The organism is Rhodococcus sp. MS13 (assembly GCF_013277835.1).
Lineage (GTDB): Bacteria > Actinomycetota > Actinomycetes > Mycobacteriales > Mycobacteriaceae > Rhodococcus_F > Rhodococcus_F erythropolis.
The window spans coordinates 175,010-192,048 of the sequence record NZ_VBTL01000007.1 but is presented as its reverse complement, the minus strand read 5'-3'; the positions used below and the strand labels follow the sequence as shown (position 1 = coordinate 192,048).

Genomic DNA, 17,039 nt, shown 5'->3' with positions numbered 1-17,039 from the left:
GGTCACTCACGGATCAGTGCGCCAATGCGGCTTCGATCTCGTCTCGGTCACGCATTGCTGCCTCCCGAAGTGCCGATACCGAAGGACCATGCTTGAGCACCCCACGGGAAGTGTTCGGCAGCAGGAGCTCGGTCGATCCCGCGAAGATGTCTGCGAGATCCGCTGCCGTCGCACCCTGCGCGCCGAGCCCCGGAGCGAGAATCGGGCCGTTGAACTGCGACAGGTCCAGACCGTGGTCCCGAGTTGCACCGACCACCAGTCCGACGGTGTCGCGTCCGTCGGCGTTCGCGTCGACCGCAGCGTTGACGATCGACTGAGCCACGCTCACACCGTCGGCCGACGACTGTTGAAGTACGCCGCCTTCCGGATTGGAGGTTCGTGCCAGCACGAAAATCCCGCGTGCGTTCTGCCTTGCCAGTTCGAGTGTCGGAGCCAACGCCCCGAATCCCAGGTACGGCGAAACGGTGACCGAGTCGGAGGCCAACGGCGAATCACCCAACCAGGCTTGCGCGTACGCGTCCATCGTCGAACCGATGTCACCGCGCTTGGCGTCCGCGACGACAAGCGTTCCAGCATCGCGAAGAACCGAGATGGTCCGCTCCAACACGGCGAAGCCGGCGCTTCCGTACGCCTCGAAGAACGCAACCTGAGGTTTGACGAGTCCAACCTCACCGGTGAAGGCCTCGACGCAGATCTCGGCGAAAGTCTCGAGACCTTCGGCGGTACGTGGCAGTCCCCACGCGTCGAGAAGCGCGGGATGCGGGTCGATACCGACGCACAGCCGCCCCCGGTCCGCGATCGCGGACCGGAGACGATGCCCCCAACTGTGACTCACGACTGCTGTGCCGGCTGACGAAGACCTGCGTGCAGTTCCTGCAGGGAGTGAACTCCGATGTCGCCGCGGATGGCCGCTTCGATGCCCTGCACGGCGGCCGAGGCGCCCTGGACCGTCGTGATGCACGGGATGTTCGACGCGACTGCTGCGCTTCGGATCTCGTAGCCGTCGACACGCGGACCGTTGTTGCCGTACGGGGTGTTGATGACCATGGCGACCTCACCGCTGCGGATCTGGTCGACGATGGTCTCGGCACCGGCCGGAACATCCTCACCCGACTGCTTGTACACCTGCTTGCACTCGATACCGTTGCGCCGCAACACATCTGCGGTTCCTTCGGTGGCCAGGATGGTGAATCCGAGATCTGCCAGGCGCTTGACCGGGAAGATCAGCGAACGCTTGTCCTTGTTGGCGACCGAGACGAACACCGCGCCTGTGGTGGGCAACGACCCGTAGGCGGCCGTCTGCGACTTGGCGAAAGCCGTACCGAAGTCGAAGTCGATTCCCATGACTTCACCGGTGGACTTCATTTCCGGGCTGAGCAAGGTATCCACGCCGGTACCGTCGGCGCGGCGGAAGCGGTTGAACGGCAACACAGCTTCCTTGACCGCGATCGGTGCACCGGCCGGGGTGTTTCCACCGTCGCCGGTCGCCGGCAGGATGCCGCTTGCGCGCAGGTCGGCGATCGATTCGCCGAGCATGACGCGGGCGCATGCCTTGGCAAGCTGGACGGCCGTCGCCTTGGAGACGAACGGAACCGTACGGCTGGCGCGGGGATTTGCTTCCAGCACGTAGAGGATGTCGTCCTTGAGTGCGTACTGGACGTTGAGCAGACCCTTGACGCCGATGCCCTTTGCGAGAGCCTCGGTGGAGCGGCGGACGTTCTCGAGGTCCGCACGACCCAGAGTGATCGGCGGGAGCGCACACGCCGAGTCACCGGAGTGAATGCCGGCTTCCTCGATGTGCTCCATGACGCCGCCGAGATACACCTCGGTGCCGTCGCACAGTGCGTCGACGTCGATCTCGACCGCGTCTTCGAGGAAGCGGTCGACCAGCACCGGGCGGTCGTCGGAGATCTCCGTGGCACGCGAGATGTAGTCGGCGAGTGAAGCCTCGTCGTAGACGATCTCCATGCCGCGTCCACCGAGCACGTACGACGGACGCACCAGCACCGGGTAGCCGATGCCTGCTGCGATCTCGCGGGCGCCGTCGAACGTGGTGGCGGTACCGAACTTCGGTGCAGGCAGACCGGCTTCGGTGAGCACGCGACCGAATTCGCCGCGGTCCTCCGCCAGGTCGATGGCTGCGGGGCTGGTTCCCACGATGGGAACGCCGGCAGCTTCGAGGCGCTTCGCCAATCCGAGCGGGGTCTGGCCGCCGAGCTGGACGATGACGCCGGCAACGGTGCCCGACTGCGCCTCCGCGCGGTAGACCTCGAAGACGTCCTCGAATGTCAGCGGCTCGAAGTACAGGCGATCAGCGGTGTCGTAGTCCGTGGAGACGGTCTCGGGGTTGCAGTTGACCATGACGGTCTCGTACCCGGCCTCGGACAGCGTCTGGGCAGCGTGGACACACGAGTAGTCGAACTCGATGCCCTGGCCGATGCGGTTGGGGCCGGATCCGAGGATCAGAACCTTGGGTCGCTCGGTCTGCGGAGCCACTTCGGACTCGGCCTCGGGATCAAGCTCGTAGGTCGAGTAGTGGTACGGCGTCTTGGCCTCGAACTCTGCGGCGCAGGTGTCGACGGTCTTGTAGACGGGGCGCACGCCAAGCTGATCACGCAGAGCGCGAACGGCGTCCTCACCTGCGTGCGTGTCACCACCGAGTTCGGGGCGCAGAGCCGCGATCTGGCGGTCCGAGATGCCGTGGTACTTGGCCTGACGCAGGGCAGCCTCGTCGAAAGACTCTGCAGCGCGAAGCTTTTCACCGAGCTCGTGAATCTGCTGGAACTGGTCGAGGAACCACGGATCGATCTTGGTGGCGTCGAAGAGCTGCTCGACAGTTGCGCCGAGGGCGAATGCCTTCTCGATGCCGTACATGCGGCCGTCCTGCGGAACGCTCAGATCGGCGAGCAGGGCGTCCAGGCTCTCCGTCTCGATGTCGGCGCCGGTCCAGTAACCCGCACGCTTGGTCTCGAGTGAACGCATGACCTTGCCGAAAGCCTCGGTGAAGTTGCGGCCGATGCTCATGGCCTCGCCTACCGACTTCATCGTGGTGGTCAGGGTTCCGTCGGCACCGGGGAACTTCTCGAAAGCGAACCGCGGAGCCTTGACGACGACGTAGTCGAGCGTCGGCTCGAAGCAAGCCGGGGTTTCCTTGGTGATGTCGTTGACGATCTCGTCGAGCGTGTAGCCGATGGCAAGCTTGGCGGCCATCTTGGCGATCGGGTAACCGGTCGCCTTCGACGCCAGCGCCGACGAGCGGGAAACGCGCGGGTTCATCTCGATGACAACCAGGCGGCCGTCCTTCGGGTCCATCGCGAACTGGATGTTGCAGCCGCCGGTGTCGACGCCCACCTCACGCAGAATATCGATGGAGAGGTCGCGCATCGCCTGGTACTCGCGGTCGGTCAGCGTCATCGCGGGAGCGACGGTGACCGAGTCTCCGGTGTGGACACCGACCGGGTCGACGTTCTCGATGGAGCAGACGATCACGACGTTGTCGCGACTGTCGCGCATCAGCTCGAGTTCGTATTCCTTCCAGCCGAGGATGGATTCCTCGATCAGGACGTTCGCCGTCGGCGACGCGGCCAGACCGCCACCGGCGATGCGGTTGAGATCGTCGACGTCGTACGCCATGCCGGAACCGAGGCCGCCCATGGTGAAGGACGGACGCACGACAACCGGGTAACCGAGTTCGGCGACCGTGGCGTGTACTTCGTCCATCGTGTAGCAAACTGCGGACTTCGCGGATTCGCCACCGACCTTGGCGACGATGTCCTTGAACTTCTGGCGATCCTCGCCGCGCTGGATGGCGTCGAAGTCGGCGCCGATCAGTTCGACGTCGTACTTCTCGAGGATGCCCTGCTCGTGCAGCGCCACAGCGGCGTTGAGAGCGGTCTGACCGCCGAGCGTCGCGAGGACGGCGTCGATCTTGTTGCCCTGCAACGCTTCCTTGGCGATGACCTTCTCGAGGAACTCGGCCGTGATCGGCTCGACGTACGTGGCGTCGGCGAACTCGGGGTCCGTCATGATGGTGGCCGGGTTGGAGTTGACCAGGCTGACGCGCAGGCCCTCCTCCTGGAGGACGCGGCAAGCCTGGGTGCCCGAGTAGTCGAACTCACAGGCCTGACCGATGACGATCGGACCGGAGCCGATTACCAGGATGTGCTTGAGATCTGTACGGCGTGGCATTAGTTCTTGACTCCGGTTTCTTTCCGTGCGGAGAGCAGGCTGGTGAAGCGGTCGAAGAGGTACGCAGCGTCGTGCGGGCCGGCTGCCGCCTCCGGGTGGTACTGCACCGAGAAGGCCGAATCGTCGAGCAGGCGAACACCTTCGACGGCTCCGTCATTGGCGCAGGTGTGGCTTACCACGGCGCGACCGAACGGGGTGTCGAATTCCTGGCCGGCTTCACCTTCGAGTGCGAAGCCGTGGTTCTGCGCGGTGATCGCGATGCGACCCGTCTGATGCTCGATCACCGGGATGTTGATGCCGCGGTGGCCGAACTTCATCTTGTACGTGCTCAGGCCGAGTGCGCGGCCCAGGATCTGGTTGCCGAAGCAGATACCGAACAGCGGCAAGCCCTGTCCGATGACCTCTTTCGTCAGGTGCACTGCGCCGTCGGCGGTGGCCGGGTCACCGGGACCGTTGGAGAGGAACACTCCGTCGGCCTTCAGGTCGAGGATCTGTTCGAGACTCGCATTGGACGGCAACACGTGGACGCGGATACCGCGCTCGGCGAACATGCGCGGGGTGTTGGTCTTGATACCGAGGTCGATGGCGGCAACCGTGTACAGCGCCTCCCCGCCCTTCGGCTCGACGACGTAGCCGCTGGTGGTGCTGACTTCACCGGCAAGATCGGCGCCGAGCATGGTCGGCTGATCCTGAACCCGTCGGACCAGTTCGTCATCGGCGGCGATGGCTTCACCGGAGAAGACGCCTGCCTTCATCGAACCGCGAGTACGCAGGTGGCGAACCAGGGCACGAGTGTCGATCCCGGCGATTCCGACGATGCCCTGCTCTTCGAGCTTGGCCTGCAGCGAACCGGTTGCACGCCAGCTCGAGGTGACGCGCGAGGGGTCACGAACGACGTACCCGGCAACCCAGATCTTGGCACCGGCACTCTCGCCGGTCGGTCCGACCGACTCGTCGTCTTCGTCGTTCCAGCCGGTGTTGCCGATCTGCGGCGCGGTGGAGACCACGATCTGGCGGTGGTAGCTGGGATCGGTGAGCGTTTCCTGGTAGCCGGTCATGCCGGTGCTGAACACCGCTTCGCCCAGGGTCTGTCCAACCGCACCGAAGGTGGTTCCGCGGAACACCCGTCCGTCTTCGAGGACCAGTACTGCGGGGCTGTTGCCAAAGCCGCTCATGCGTTCTTTCCGTTCTGCTCGATGTCGCCAGAGCTTGCGTCTTCGTTGTCATTCGTCTTGTTCGAGGCAGTCTTGTTCGAAGCAGTTACCGGCTTGACCCAGTCCGGATAAACCGTCTTGTCGTCACCGCGCACGCCCGTGTCGATCTCGGTTCCGCTCGGCAATTCCCAGCGAATCACCAGGACGCCGTCCTTGCTCATGACCTTGCCGGCAAGACCGTTCTCCGTGCGGATCGCACGGATCGACTTCTCCGGAATCCAGATGGCCGACGCACCGTCACGCTCGACCAGAATTCCGCCGCTGTAGCGGCTGATCTCGCAGGTGGCGCGGAAACCGAGGTCGCCGACGGCGATGCGGTCCTGCCAACTGGGTGCGATGGTGCTACCGACGTACAGGCCGGTGGTCGGCAGGACGAGCAGTTCACCCAGGGTTGCCGGTACCGTCGGCAGTTCGCCGATCTTGTCTTTCTGCCGTCGAGCGCGTCCACGCCAACCGACGTACATCAGGCCGATCATCGCGACCCAGAAGATCGCCAGACCGATGATCCACAGTGCTCTGTCCATGACGCGCTACTCCTCGCTACTCCGCAGCCGCACATTCCCGTCGTGTGCGGTGATGCGGCCACGTAACAGTGTGGTCGTGACCCGTGCGGGCAATGTCATCGACTCGTACGGAGTGTTATGCGCGACACTCGCCAGGTCTGGGCCGTGGACCGTCCACTCGGCCGACGGATCGACCAATGTCAGGTTGGCGGGCTCCCCCACCTCGATGGGACGGCCTTGATCGTCGAGTCCGACGATCGCCGCCGGGCGCTCGCTCATGACCCGCGCAACACCGCGCCAGTCCAACAGGCCGGGCTGGACCATCGTCTGCACGATGATCGAGAGCGCGGTCTCGAGGCCGAGCATTCCGGGGCGGGCGGCCGCGAATTCGCAGCACTTGTCCTGCTCGGCGTGCGGAGCGTGATCGGTGGCCACGCAGTCGATGATGCCCTCGGCCAGACCCTTGCGCAGGGCAGCAACATCGCTGGCCTCACGAAGTGGCGGGTTGACCTTGTTGATGGCGTCGTACGTCTCGAGACGTGAATCATCGAGAAGCAGGTGATGCGGGGTGACCTCGGCGGTGATCGAAATCCCTTGGCTGCGAGCCCACTTCACGAGTTCGACGGTTCCGGCGGTGGATGCGTGGCAGATGTGAACGCGGGCGCCAGCGTCACGCGCGAGCAGTGCGTCACGGGCCACGATCGATTCTTCGGCTGCTCGCGGCCAACCGGCCAGGCCGAGACGCGCGGCCGTGGGGCCCTCGTGGGCGACCGCACCGACCGTCAAACGCGGTTCTTCCGCGTGCTGCGCGATCAGGACGCCCAGTGAGCTGGAGTATTCGAGCGCGCGACGCATGATCAGTGGGTCGTAGACGCAGTGACCGTCGTCGGAGAACATCTTGACCTTGCCGACGCCTGCCGCCATGGTCGCCATCTCGGCGAGCTGCTTGCCTTCCAGGCCTGCGGTGACTGCGCCGACGGGGTGGACGTCGACGAGGCCGACTTCCTGTCCGCGTCGCCAGACGTGATCGGTGATGACCACCGAATCGGCGACGGGGCTCGTGTTCGCCATCGCGAAGACCGCGGTGTATCCACCCAGAGCGGCCGCGGAGCTTCCGGTTTCGATGGTCTCGGTGTCTTCGCGACCAGGCTCACGTAGATGGGTGTGCAGGTCCACGAAGCCGGGAAGCAGGATCTGCCCGCCGGCATCGATCACCTCGGATGCCGTGGCCGGATCGAGGTCCACGCCGATCTCGAGGATCGTGCCGTCGCCGACGAGGACGTCGGTGGGCTCACCTTCTCCGTAGATCAGGACTCCGCGGAGCAGGACACTCACGGGTGATTCTCCGTTCTCGTTTCTGGTCACAGCGCACCGTCCTCCGACCCGACCAGCAGTCGGAACAAGACAGCCATGCGCATGTGTACGCCGTTGGTAACCTGTTGCAGTACAGCAGTTTTCGAGGAATCAGCGACGGCGGATGCGATCTCCATGCCGCGCAGCATCGGACCGGGGTGCAAGACCAACGCGTGATCGGCCAGCATCGCCAGTCGCTTCTCGGACAAGCCGTAGTTGATCGAGTACTCGCGCTGCGAAGGGAAGAAGCCGCCGTTCATGCGTTCGGCCTGGACCCGCAGCATCAGCACCGCGTCGAGTCCGGGCAGTTCGGCGTCGAGCGAATGCGAGACCGTGACCGGCCACGTGTGCGCGCCGACCGGCAGCAGTGTCGGAGGCGCCACCAAGACGACCTCCGCGCCGAGCATCGAGAGCAGCAGCGCGTTGGACCGGGCCACACGGCTGTGCAGAATGTCGCCGACGATCGCGATCCGCTTGCCCTCGATGTCGCCGAGGCGCTGGCGAAGGGTCAAAGCGTCGAGAAGCGCCTGAGTGGGATGCTCATGCGTGCCGTCACCTGCGTTGATGACTGCCGGGCCACCGTCGTCGGCCGCTCCGGTCCACTTGGCGATCTGATGGGCGGCACCCGAAGCCGGATGCCGCACGATGAGGGCGTCAGCACCGGCCGCGCGCAGGGTCATCGCGGTATCGCGCAGGGATTCGCCCTTGGACACCGAGGAACTCGATGCGCTGACGTTGATGACGTCCGCGCTCATCCACTTACCGGCCACCTCGAAGGACACCCGGGTGCGCGTCGAGTTCTCGAAGAACACCGTCATGACCGTGCGTCCGCGCAGCGTCGGGAGTTTGCGTACTTCGCGGCCCAGCAGCGCCTGCTCGAAGCGTTCTGCCTCGTCGAGAAGTTCTACCGCGGACTCACGATCGAGGTCCGCGATGGAAAGAAGGTGCTTCACGCGCTCTTACCTCCGGAGATGACTACCGCTTCCCTGCCGTCGTGTTCCTGGAGGAGGACCTTGACGTCTTCTGACCTCGCGGTCGGGACGTTCTTGCCGACGTAGTCGGCGCGCAGCGGCAGTTCGCGATGACCGCGATCGACCAGCACTGCGAGTTGGACGGCCCGGGGGCGACCGAGATCGCGCAACGCATCGAGGGCGGAGCGCACGGTGCGACCGGAGAAGAGGACATCGTCCACCAGGACGACCAGAGCATTGTCGACGCCACCTTCGGGGACGGACGTGCGCTCGAGCGGGCGATGCGGCTTGGTGCGGAGATCATCACGGTAGAGCGTGATGTCGAGAGATCCGATGGGAAGACGCACACCGGAGAATTCTTCGATCTTGGCGCGCAGTCGCGTGGCGAGGGTGGTTCCGCGCGTCGGGATGCCGATCAGGACCACACGAGGGGCTGTTCCCTCGGGTCCGTCGAGTGCGGTTTTCTCGATGATCTCGTGAGCGATCCGCGCGATGGTCCGGCCCACATCCTGGGCGGACAACAATTCACGGGTCTCACTACTTGCCTCGGCACCAGCGGATGCCTTGGCGCTGCCTGGACCTGCAAGATCGGATGGGCGAGACCCTTCGGGCACGCTCATACAGCGACCTCCTTCTCCGCCTCACTGGACGGATCGTTAAAGGATGTCTGACGGTCCCCACCCTATCAGCCGACAGACCTGATCCCGCCGTGCGAGCAGCGACTGAGACCGGTTGTGTGCAGACACACAACGCGCACGGTGACACTCGCACGGCGGTGGTGGAACAGAACTTGCTACTCGGTACCCGAATCCGATTCCTGCGCGCGCTGCGAGGTCGCAGCTGCAGCCGATCGAACCTGCGGCGCAACGAGAACGACCTGACCGAGGATTCCGTTGACGAATCCCGGAGAGTCGTCCGTCGAGAGCTGCTTCGCGAGTTCGACGGCCTCGTCCACGGCGACAACCGGCGGAACGTCCGTCGCATGGAAGAGCTCCCACACGGCGATACGCAGAATCGCACGGTCGACGGCGGGCAGACGCTCGAGCGTCCAATCCTGCAGATGCGAGGAGATGACCTGATCGATCCGGTCCAGATTCTCCGCAACGCCGGACACCAACGTGACGGTGTAGGCCGCGACGGGTGCTACCGCGTCGTCCTTGACGGACAGATCGGAACGCTCCGATGCGAGCGCGACCGGATCGAGGTCACGTGCCTCGGCTTCGAAGAGGAAGTCGACGGCACGCTTGCGCGCCTTGTGGCGTGCACCGAGTTTCTTATGTGTGCCGGACACTCAGGAATTCACACGCCCGAGGTAGTTGCCGTCACGGGAATCGACCTTGAGCTTGTCACCGGTGTTGATGAAGAGCGGCACGTTGATCTCGGCACCGGTCTCGAGGGTGGCAGGCTTGGTGCCGCCGGTGGAGCGGTCGCCCTGCAGGCCCGGATCGGTGTGCTTGACGACGAGCTCGACCGTGACCGGAAGCTCGACGAAGAGGGGAACGTCTTCGTGGGTCGCGACCTGGACGGCCATGTTCTCGAGCAGGAAACGCGACTGGTCGCCGACGGTGGATTCACTGATCGACACCTGGTCGTAGGTGTCGCCGTCCATGAAGATGTAGTCGCTGCCGTCGTGGTACAGGTAGGTCATGTCACGACGGTCGACCGTGGCGGTCTCGACCTTCACACCGGCGTTGAACGTCTTGTCCACTACCTTGCCCGAGAGCACGTTCTTGAGCTTGGTGCGCACGAAGGCAGGGCCCTTGCCGGGCTTGACATGCTGGAACTCGATGATCGTCCACAGCTGGCCTTCGATCTGCAGAACCAGACCATTCTTGAAATCACTGGTGGAAGCCACTTGCTTCGCGTCTCCTAGGGGTCGGGAAACCGTCTCAGACGACGGTAAGGTCTTTTGCGGTCAGTGTGAGCAGCTCTGGCCCCTGCTCACGAACAACGAGCGTGTCCTCGATCCGTACACCTCCGCGCCCGGAGAAGTACACGCCCGGCTCGACGGTCACCGCCGCGCCGGAAAGAAGTGTACCGGTGCCGAGCTTGCCGATTCCCGGTGCTTCGTGGATTTCGAGGCCGACACCGTGGCCGAGGCCGTGCAGGAACAACTCGCCGTAGCCTGCATCGTCGATCACCGAACGGGCGGCGGCGTCCACGGCCGCACATTCGACACCCGGAGCGAGGGCATCGCAACCGGCAGCTTGTGACCGCGCGACGAGTTCGTAAATCTCCCGTTGCCAATCGGAAACGGACTCGAGCACGTACGTCCGGGTCATGTCCGAGTGGTACCCACCGACCTGTGCGCCGAAGTCGAGTTTCACGAAGTCACCCGACGCCAGGATCGCGTCGGTCGGTCGGTGATGCGGAATCGCCGAGTTGACGCCTGCCGCCACGATCGTCTCGAAGGAAATACCGTCTGCGCCGTTGTCGAGCATCAGGTTTTCCAGTTCACGACCGACCTCTCGTTCGGTTCGGCCAGGTCGCAGACCGCCGCGAGCGATCAACTGCGCCAACGCGACATCGGCTGAAGTGCATGCGGCGCGCAACAACTCCACCTCGTGCTCGTCCTTGACCATGCGCAACTGTTCGACGAGTCCACTCACCGGTTCGAACCGGATCTTCGGTGCTGCCTCGGTCCATGCGCGATGTTCGGCGAACGTCGCGACGTGTGACTCGAACGCGAGAACGGGCATCGTCGACTTCTCGATCAAGTGCGCAGCACTCGAACGGGCGATTTCAGCGCGCAGGTCCGGAACCTGCTCCGCCACCTGCGTCACGTAACGACCGTCGGTGCAGATCACCGTCGCGCGTTCGTCGGACGCCGAATCGGACGCACTGACGACGAGCGCAGCATTGGAACCGGTGAAACCGGTGAGGTACCTGATGTTGAGGAGATCTGTGACGAGAATCGCGTCGAGTTCGCGCTCCGCGAGGAGGCGTCTGAGGGATTCACGGCGTGCTCTGAAGTCGACCGGCATCCCTCGAACCTACCGCCCTGGCAGACCTGCCGATCAACTCGAAACTCACGGTTACAGCAATAAGTGTGGGTTAGGCCACAAGGTGTAATGGGTTCTAGTTAGGCTGTACCCATGAATGCGTGGTTGGTACGTGGCCTCGGCATGGCCCTGATACATGTTGTGTTTCGTGCGTTGCTCGGTGCAGCAATCGCACAGTGGCCACTTCAGGGGTCCACCCTGCGCTGGCTGTCCCTGTTGATCGTCATCGTCTTCGCCGCGATCTGGGGTGGTATCGACGGCATTCGCGACCGCCGAAACTTCCCCGAACCCGAGGACGGCGCCGATCTGACCATGCTGTGGCTCAAAGCTGCTTTGGTCGGCGGATTCGTCGCCGGCGCTGCCAGCTGGGCACTCAGCCTGGTCCCCTCCCTCGAACTCACTCAGCAGGGCTTGTTCTTCGAGGTGACCTCCGGTGCGGCGTTCACGATCCTTCTCATCTTCGTCCCTGCCATGATCGCCATCACCGTCGGACGTTTCTTCGTCAGTCGTGAGCAGCGCAAGAACGGAACCGCTCCGCAGACCCCGTCCCACGAGCGTCACCACGAACCGGTGCCCGTCAGCGAGGGCTACGACTCCCCCACCGAGCAGCACGCATACAGCGGAGCCGCCATGTCCGTCGAGGAATCCGACGCCGATACCGCGGTCTTCCCAGCGATCGATCTGGGCAAGCGCGAGCAGTAACGCCCGCCGTCTACACAATCGAATGCGGCCCCGAGGAAATTTTCCTCGGGGCCGCATTCGTGTGGTCGGCTTTTCGACTTCCCTCGTTCAGCCTCGCTCGGCGAGGAACCTGATCGCCAGCGGATACGCGGCGACGCCGAGTCCGACGATCACGCCGGTCGCAATCGGACTCAGGTAGGAATGGTGCCGAAACTCTTCTCGCGCATGAACGTTCGAGATGTGCACCTCGACGAGACCTGCGGTCAGTTCGGCGCATGCATCTCGCAGGACCACCGACGTGTGCGTCAAGCCACCGGCATTGAGGATCACCGGTTCCCCCGCGTCCGCCGCGTCGTGGATCCAACCGAGCAGATCGCCTTCGTGATCGCTCTGACGGACGATCACCTCGACGCCGAGGTCCTTACCTGCCGCGACGCACAATTCGATCAGATCGTCGTGTGTGGTCGCGCCGTAGACCTCGGGCTGACGCTTACCCAGACGCCCCAGATTGGGTCCGTTGACGACGTTGATCCTCACAGCAGGACCGTTCCGCCGGCCGGCCGAGGATCACGGGCGATCGCGGAGTATGCCGCGACCAGCAGGCTCGGATCCGGCCCTTCGAGGCGGCCCGGCTTGGCGAGGCCGTCGAGGACCACGAAACGGAGTAACCCGGCACGGTTCTTCTTGTCGGTCTGCATTCCCTTCATCAGATCGCCGAACGCATCACCGTCGTACGACGTCGGCAGCCCGACGAGATCGAGGATCGACTTGTGACGATCGGCGGTGGCGTCGTCGAGTCGGCCCGCGAGCCGTCCGAGTTCGGCAGCGAAGACCAGGCCGACGGAGACAGCGGCACCGTGGCGCCACTTGTAGCGCTCACGACGTTCGATCGCGTGGCCGAGGGAGTGGCCGTAGTTGAGGATTTCGCGCAGATCCGACTCGCGCAGATCCGCGGCCACGACCTTGGCCTTGACCTCGACGGAGCGCCGAATCAGCTCGGGCAGAACAGTTCCCGACGGATCGAGAGCAGCCTTGGGATCGGCTTCGATGAGGTCCAGGATCACCGGGTCGGCGATGAATCCGGTCTTGATGACCTCGGCCATGCCTGCAACGATCTCGTTGTGCGGCACAGTCTCGAGCGTCGCGAGATCGATGAACACCGCTCCCGGCTCGTGGAACGAACCGACGAGGTTCTTGCCCGCTTCGGTGTTGATACCGGTCTTGCCGCCCACTGCTGCGTCGACCATCGCGAGCAAAGTGGTGGGGACGTGAACAACCTTGACACCACGCATCCACGTAGCAGCGACGAAGCCGGTGAGGTCGGTCGCCGCTCCCCCGCCCAAGCTCATGATCGCGTCGCTGCGAGTCAGGCCGATCCGGCCGAGCACGTCCCAGCAGAAGCCCGCGACGGCAAGATCCTTACCGTCCTCGGCGTCGGGGATTTCGATGCGGTGAGCGTCGATTCCCTTCTCTGCCAACGCAGCCCGTACAGCCTCCGCGGTCTCTGCCAGCGGCGGCTGATGGAAGATCGCGACAGTGCGCGCGCCGTCGAACTCGGCAACAAGGTCACCGAGCAGGCCGCGGCCGATCACGACCGGGTAGGGACTTGCGGTCTTCACCTCTACACGTACGGGTTCGGTCACTGCTCCACTACTCCGCTCCGGTTGTTCATTTGTCTTGAAGTTTCGACACCAATTGCCCGACGACACGCGCCGGGCTTCGGCCGTCCGTCCGAATCCGAATCGTGGCCGAACGCCGGTACAGCGGACGACGACGCCTCATCAGCTCCTGGTACTTGACCTTGGGATCTCCGCCGGCCAGCAGCGGACGATGATTGTTCGCCCCCGTGCGGCGAAGCCCTTCGGCGACACTGATCTCCAGGTAGATGACCGTGTGACCCTGGAGCAGTTCGCGCGTGCGATCGGACAGGATCGCACCACCGCCGAGCGAGACGATTCCGTCGGTGGCCTGCAACGCGTCGCGAACCACCGATTCCTCGATCTCACGAAACCGAGGCTCTCCGTCATGGGTGAAGATCTCCGGGATCGTTCTACCCGTGGTCCGTTCGATCTCGGCGTCGGTATCGACCAATTCGAGTTCGAGTGCCTGCGCGAGACGTCGACCGATGGTCGATTTGCCGGCACCGGGCGGACCGATGAGTACAGCCTTCGGCTTCATCGATACATGAGTCCTATCGAGGCGGTCGGGCTGCGATGCCCTCGGCGTAACGACGGTAGTTGGCAGTGGTTTCAGCAATGGAATCACCACCGAACTTTTCGAGTGCGGCCTGAGCCACGACAAGCGCAACCATCGATTCGGCGACGACGCCGGCGGCCGGAACCGCGCACACATCGCTGCGCTGGTGGATGGCAACCGCTTCCTCGCCGCTCTCCATGTCGACCGTCGCCAGAGCGCGCGGAACCGTCGAGATCGGCTTCATCGCGGCGCGAACTCGAAGGGCCTCACCATTGGTCATGCCACCTTCGATACCGCCTGCGCGGTTGGTGGAGCGCACGATGCCGTCGGGGCCCGGGCGGATTTCGTCGTGAGCTTCGCTGCCACGACGGCGCGCGGTCTCGAAGCCGTCACCGACCTCGACGCCCTTGATGGCCTGAATTCCCATGAGGGCAGCGGCAAGTCGTGAATCGAGACGCTCGGCGCCACTGACGAAGGTGCCGAGTCCGACCGGCAGGCCGTGGATGACGACCTCGACGACGCCACCGAGGGTGTCGCCGTCCTTCTTGGCCGATTCGATTTCGGCGATCATCGACTCTTCTGCAGCCTTGTCGAATGCGCGGACCGGGCTCGCGTCGATCGCGTCCAGGTCCTTGCCCTCCGGCACGGGCCCGACGTAAGGCTCGGAAGCACCGATGGAAATAACGTGTGAAACGACCTCGGCACCGAATACCTGACGCAGGAACGACCGTGCGACTGTTCCGGCGGCTACACGGGCTGCGGTCTCGCGAGCGCTGGCGCGCTCGAGGACGGGACGCGCGTCGTTGAAGCCGTACTTGAGCATGCCGCTGTAATCGGCGTGACCGGGACGCGGGCGCGTCAGCGGAGCATTGCGAGCCTGATCGGCGAGCAGGTCCGGGTCGACCGGGTCGGCGGACATGATGGTTTCCCACTTGGGCCACTCGGTGTTGCCGATTTCGATGGCCACGGGGCCACCGAGCGTAAATCCGTGGCGGACACCACCGATGATGGTGACCTTGTCGGCCTCGAACTTCATCCGCGCGCCACGGCCGTAACCGAGTCGACGACGGGCAAGTTCGGACGAGATGGCCTCAGAGGTCACTTCGACCCCCGCGACCATGCCCTCGAGCATCGCGACGAGGGCGGGACCATGGGATTCTCCGGCAGTTATCCAACGCAGCACGCCGACCATCTTTCCACGTCGCAGACCTCAGTTGTCACAGTGGCCCTCCGGGTGAACGCAGATGGCCCACACGCACCATGCGTGTGGGCCATCTCAGAGGTTCCTGCGGGCCTAGAACAGGCGGAATCCTCCACCGTTGGCATTGATGTCAGCCAAACCGATGTTGATGTCTGCCGAGTTGTCGGGAGCATGGAACGGCGGCGGGAGCGGCTCGAAGCAGTACGGTTCGAAGCCGTTGCTGATCAAGCCCACCAGGCGATCGCCGACGACGAGTGGTCCACCGGAGTCTCCGGGAATCGAGCACGTGTGCTCGACAATTTCACCGTAGACGGAGTCGTAGCCCCAGGTGATACCGCACGTATTGCCGGTCGAACGGCCTTCCTTGCACACGATCGTGCCCGGTGCCGGCGGAGCGCCGATTCCGTTGATCGTCGTGCCGCCGACGGTACGTAGCGGGGCTACCTTCGCGTCGTCGAGATCGATCACCGCGATATCCGAGACCGGACTCGAGTAGGAGAACCGACCGATGGGGCCGGCTTCGGGCAGGTATTCGGCGAACACCCGGTCCCCGACAACTCCGCAGTGTCCGGCGGTGAGTGCCACGAGCGAGCCGGCGTTGTCGTATCCGACCGCGGTCAACGTGCACGCCGCAACTTGCTCCGGATCGGAATGATCCACGTCCGGCAGCAGGATTCCTGAGCCCCCGCCCAGTGCCACCGACGAAGGTGCAGGCGCGGCGCCGGCGACGCCCGCCCCTGCAGCCACAGCCGCCAAACAGGCTGCCGCAGCGACGAAAAGCCTTGTGCGCATAGGTTCCCCCGATAATCGAGTGCGAAACGAGATTCGTTTTGTCCCATTTCCGAAGCCTCAGTCAACGTCAGGGAGTGGACATTCGGCAAGTCCGACTCGCCGCATGCTGGGACTGCGCGCCTGCGATACCCGCCTTTATGAAACCGACGGTTACGTCTTTCCTGCAGATCACGGTCCGTCGTTGAACAGTCAATAACGCAAGGTTTTCCGCGGATGTTGCACTCGTCACGTCAACCAGGCAAACGCCGTCGAACCGCAGGCTGCCAGGCACATCGAGGGACCGTGCGCGATGGGCGAATTGTGGGCTACCGGCCCCGACTGTCGCCGGCCCAGTTTTCGCAGTTCGATCACGACACCCAGGGTTGCGGTGAGCACCGACGCAGACACCAACGACCACAGCCAGGCGTCAGCGCCCACCAATCCGGTCAGAGCGCCCAGCGGAAGAGAGAGCTTCACATCGCCGAGACCCATGGAACCAGGCGACATCACGTGCGCCAGGAGGTGGATTCCGGCGAGCAGTGCCGATCCCACTGCAGCAACCCACACCGTTCCCGACGCCGCCGCGTAGACCATCACGACGACGTAACCCGGCAGCGTGAAACTGTTGGGCAGCCGGCGCACGGCCAGGTCGACAGTCGAGATTGCGACGCACCACCACACCACGGCAAGACCTGAGATCAGTTGCACCACCGAGGTATTCAGTGCGCCGACGGCAACCCAACCTGTGGCGACACCGCACTGGGGCACACAACAGAGAGCCACGACTGGTCGATAACCGTGTCGTCGCAACCAACTGTCGACGATCGCCCGAGCACCGGCACCAGCGACTACCCCAGCGCCTGCCAAGACCACCAACGTCCACATGGTTTCGAGCTTGGTCTCTGGCGTTCACCAGCGGCACTCTACGAATCGCCTTGTGGACTACCTCGACACTGTGA

General features: G+C 64.2%; 17 protein-coding genes. 1 reads left to right on the top strand and 16 read right to left on the bottom strand.

What is annotated here, in order from left to right; all coding sequences use genetic code 11:
• Nucleotides 1-13 precede the first annotated feature (13 nt).
• From pyrF to FEZ59_RS15095, 10 genes are all read right to left on the bottom strand, one after another.
• Nucleotides 14-835 (bottom strand): orotidine-5'-phosphate decarboxylase, encoded by an 822-nt coding sequence (gene pyrF / locus FEZ59_RS15140; protein WP_021332968.1) that lies wholly within the window; start codon nucleotides 833-835, stop codon nucleotides 14-16.
• A complete protein-coding gene (carB, locus tag FEZ59_RS15135) occupies nucleotides 832-4,188 on the bottom strand; it encodes a carbamoyl-phosphate synthase large subunit (protein WP_019748372.1) in 3,357 nt (1,118 codons plus the stop codon). Before carB ends, pyrF begins: the two co-directional genes overlap by 4 nt.
• The gene (gene carA / locus FEZ59_RS15130; RefSeq protein ID WP_003944927.1) at nucleotides 4,188-5,363 is read right to left on the bottom strand and encodes a glutamine-hydrolyzing carbamoyl-phosphate synthase small subunit; all 1,176 of its coding nucleotides are present in this window, start codon (nucleotides 5,361-5,363) and stop codon (nucleotides 4,188-4,190) included. Before carA ends, carB begins: the two co-directional genes overlap by 1 nt.
• Nucleotides 5,360-5,926 carry a transporter gene (locus FEZ59_RS15125; protein ID WP_003944773.1) on the bottom strand — a complete coding sequence of 189 codons (567 nt, stop codon included), beginning with the start codon at nucleotides 5,924-5,926 and terminating at the stop codon, nucleotides 5,360-5,362. Before FEZ59_RS15125 ends, carA begins: the two co-directional genes overlap by 4 nt.
• Before the next feature lie 6 nt (nucleotides 5,927-5,932).
• Complete coding sequence (locus FEZ59_RS15120) at nucleotides 5,933-7,270, bottom strand: dihydroorotase (RefSeq protein WP_007728012.1); 1,338 nt, start codon at nucleotides 7,268-7,270, stop codon at nucleotides 5,933-5,935.
• Nucleotides 7,267-8,211 (bottom strand): aspartate carbamoyltransferase catalytic subunit, encoded by a 945-nt coding sequence (locus FEZ59_RS15115; RefSeq protein ID WP_172932845.1) that lies wholly within the window; start codon nucleotides 8,209-8,211, stop codon nucleotides 7,267-7,269. Before FEZ59_RS15115 ends, FEZ59_RS15120 begins: the two co-directional genes overlap by 4 nt.
• On the bottom strand, nucleotides 8,208-8,849 hold the full coding sequence (gene pyrR / locus FEZ59_RS15110) for a bifunctional pyr operon transcriptional regulator/uracil phosphoribosyltransferase PyrR (RefSeq protein WP_020907698.1): 642 nt from the start codon (nucleotides 8,847-8,849) through the stop codon (nucleotides 8,208-8,210). Before pyrR ends, FEZ59_RS15115 begins: the two co-directional genes overlap by 4 nt.
• Before the next feature lie 173 nt (nucleotides 8,850-9,022).
• The gene (gene nusB / locus FEZ59_RS15105; RefSeq protein WP_007728014.1) at nucleotides 9,023-9,520 is read right to left on the bottom strand and encodes a transcription antitermination factor NusB; all 498 of its coding nucleotides are present in this window, start codon (nucleotides 9,518-9,520) and stop codon (nucleotides 9,023-9,025) included.
• Complete coding sequence (efp, locus tag FEZ59_RS15100) at nucleotides 9,521-10,084, bottom strand: elongation factor P (protein WP_003944958.1); 564 nt, start codon at nucleotides 10,082-10,084, stop codon at nucleotides 9,521-9,523.
• A gap of 34 nt (nucleotides 10,085-10,118) precedes the next feature.
• A complete protein-coding gene (locus tag FEZ59_RS15095; RefSeq protein ID WP_080910420.1) occupies nucleotides 10,119-11,213 on the bottom strand; it encodes a Xaa-Pro peptidase family protein in 1,095 nt (364 codons plus the stop codon).
• 111 nt (nucleotides 11,214-11,324) lie between these two features.
• On the opposite strand from FEZ59_RS15095, the gene FEZ59_RS15090 reads away from it, so the two are divergent.
• Complete coding sequence (locus tag FEZ59_RS15090) at nucleotides 11,325-11,933, top strand: B-4DMT family transporter (RefSeq protein WP_019748369.1); 609 nt, start codon at nucleotides 11,325-11,327, stop codon at nucleotides 11,931-11,933.
• A gap of 87 nt (nucleotides 11,934-12,020) precedes the next feature.
• Here the strand turns inward: FEZ59_RS15090 and aroQ are convergent, their stop codons facing one another.
• From aroQ to FEZ59_RS15060, 6 genes are all read right to left on the bottom strand, one after another.
• Nucleotides 12,021-12,449 (bottom strand): type II 3-dehydroquinate dehydratase, encoded by a 429-nt coding sequence (gene aroQ / locus FEZ59_RS15085; RefSeq protein ID WP_020907695.1) that lies wholly within the window; start codon nucleotides 12,447-12,449, stop codon nucleotides 12,021-12,023.
• Nucleotides 12,446-13,555, bottom strand: a complete 1,110-nt coding sequence (aroB, locus tag FEZ59_RS15080; protein ID WP_172932844.1) for a 3-dehydroquinate synthase — start codon at nucleotides 13,553-13,555, stop codon at nucleotides 12,446-12,448. Before aroB ends, aroQ begins: the two co-directional genes overlap by 4 nt.
• 25 nt (nucleotides 13,556-13,580) lie before the next feature.
• Entirely contained in the window at nucleotides 13,581-14,090 is a 510-nt protein-coding gene (locus tag FEZ59_RS15075) for a shikimate kinase (RefSeq protein WP_020907693.1), read from the bottom strand.
• A gap of 13 nt (nucleotides 14,091-14,103) precedes the next feature.
• Nucleotides 14,104-15,291: a chorismate synthase gene (gene aroC / locus FEZ59_RS15070; protein WP_003944974.1), complete on the bottom strand. Its 1,188-nt coding sequence runs from the start codon at nucleotides 15,289-15,291 to the stop codon at nucleotides 14,104-14,106.
• 111 nt (nucleotides 15,292-15,402) lie between these two features.
• A complete protein-coding gene (locus FEZ59_RS15065) occupies nucleotides 15,403-16,101 on the bottom strand; it encodes a S1 family peptidase (protein WP_020907692.1) in 699 nt (232 codons plus the stop codon).
• 225 nt (nucleotides 16,102-16,326) lie between these two features.
• On the bottom strand, nucleotides 16,327-16,965 hold the full coding sequence (locus tag FEZ59_RS15060) for an A24 family peptidase (RefSeq protein WP_060938541.1): 639 nt from the start codon (nucleotides 16,963-16,965) through the stop codon (nucleotides 16,327-16,329).
• Nucleotides 16,966-17,039: the final 74 nt, after the last annotated feature.

What these genes read in the sequence shown, in the direction of transcription:
- pyrR (WP_020907698.1), bottom strand. Translation starts at nt 8,849, where the DNA reads ATGAGCGTGCCCGAAGGGTCTCGCCCATCCGATCTTGCAGGTCCAGGC.
- carA (WP_003944927.1), bottom strand. Translation starts at nt 5,363, where the DNA reads ATGAGCGGCTTTGGCAACAGCCCCGCAGTACTGGTCCTCGAAGACGGA.
- carB (WP_019748372.1), bottom strand. Translation starts at nt 4,188, where the DNA reads ATGCCACGCCGTACAGATCTCAAGCACATCCTGGTAATCGGCTCCGGT.
- FEZ59_RS15095 (WP_080910420.1), bottom strand. Translation starts at nt 11,213, where the DNA reads ATGCCGGTCGACTTCAGAGCACGCCGTGAATCCCTCAGACGCCTCCTC.
- FEZ59_RS15075 (WP_020907693.1), bottom strand. Translation starts at nt 14,090, where the DNA reads ATGAAGCCGAAGGCTGTACTCATCGGTCCGCCCGGTGCCGGCAAATCG.
- FEZ59_RS15125 (WP_003944773.1), bottom strand. Translation starts at nt 5,926, where the DNA reads ATGGACAGAGCACTGTGGATCATCGGTCTGGCGATCTTCTGGGTCGCG.
- FEZ59_RS15060 (WP_060938541.1), bottom strand. Translation starts at nt 16,965, where the DNA reads ATGTGGACGTTGGTGGTCTTGGCAGGCGCTGGGGTAGTCGCTGGTGCC.
- FEZ59_RS15065 (WP_020907692.1), bottom strand. Translation starts at nt 16,101, where the DNA reads ATGCGCACAAGGCTTTTCGTCGCTGCGGCAGCCTGTTTGGCGGCTGTG.
- FEZ59_RS15090 (WP_019748369.1), top strand. Translation starts at nt 11,325, where the DNA reads ATGAATGCGTGGTTGGTACGTGGCCTCGGCATGGCCCTGATACATGTT.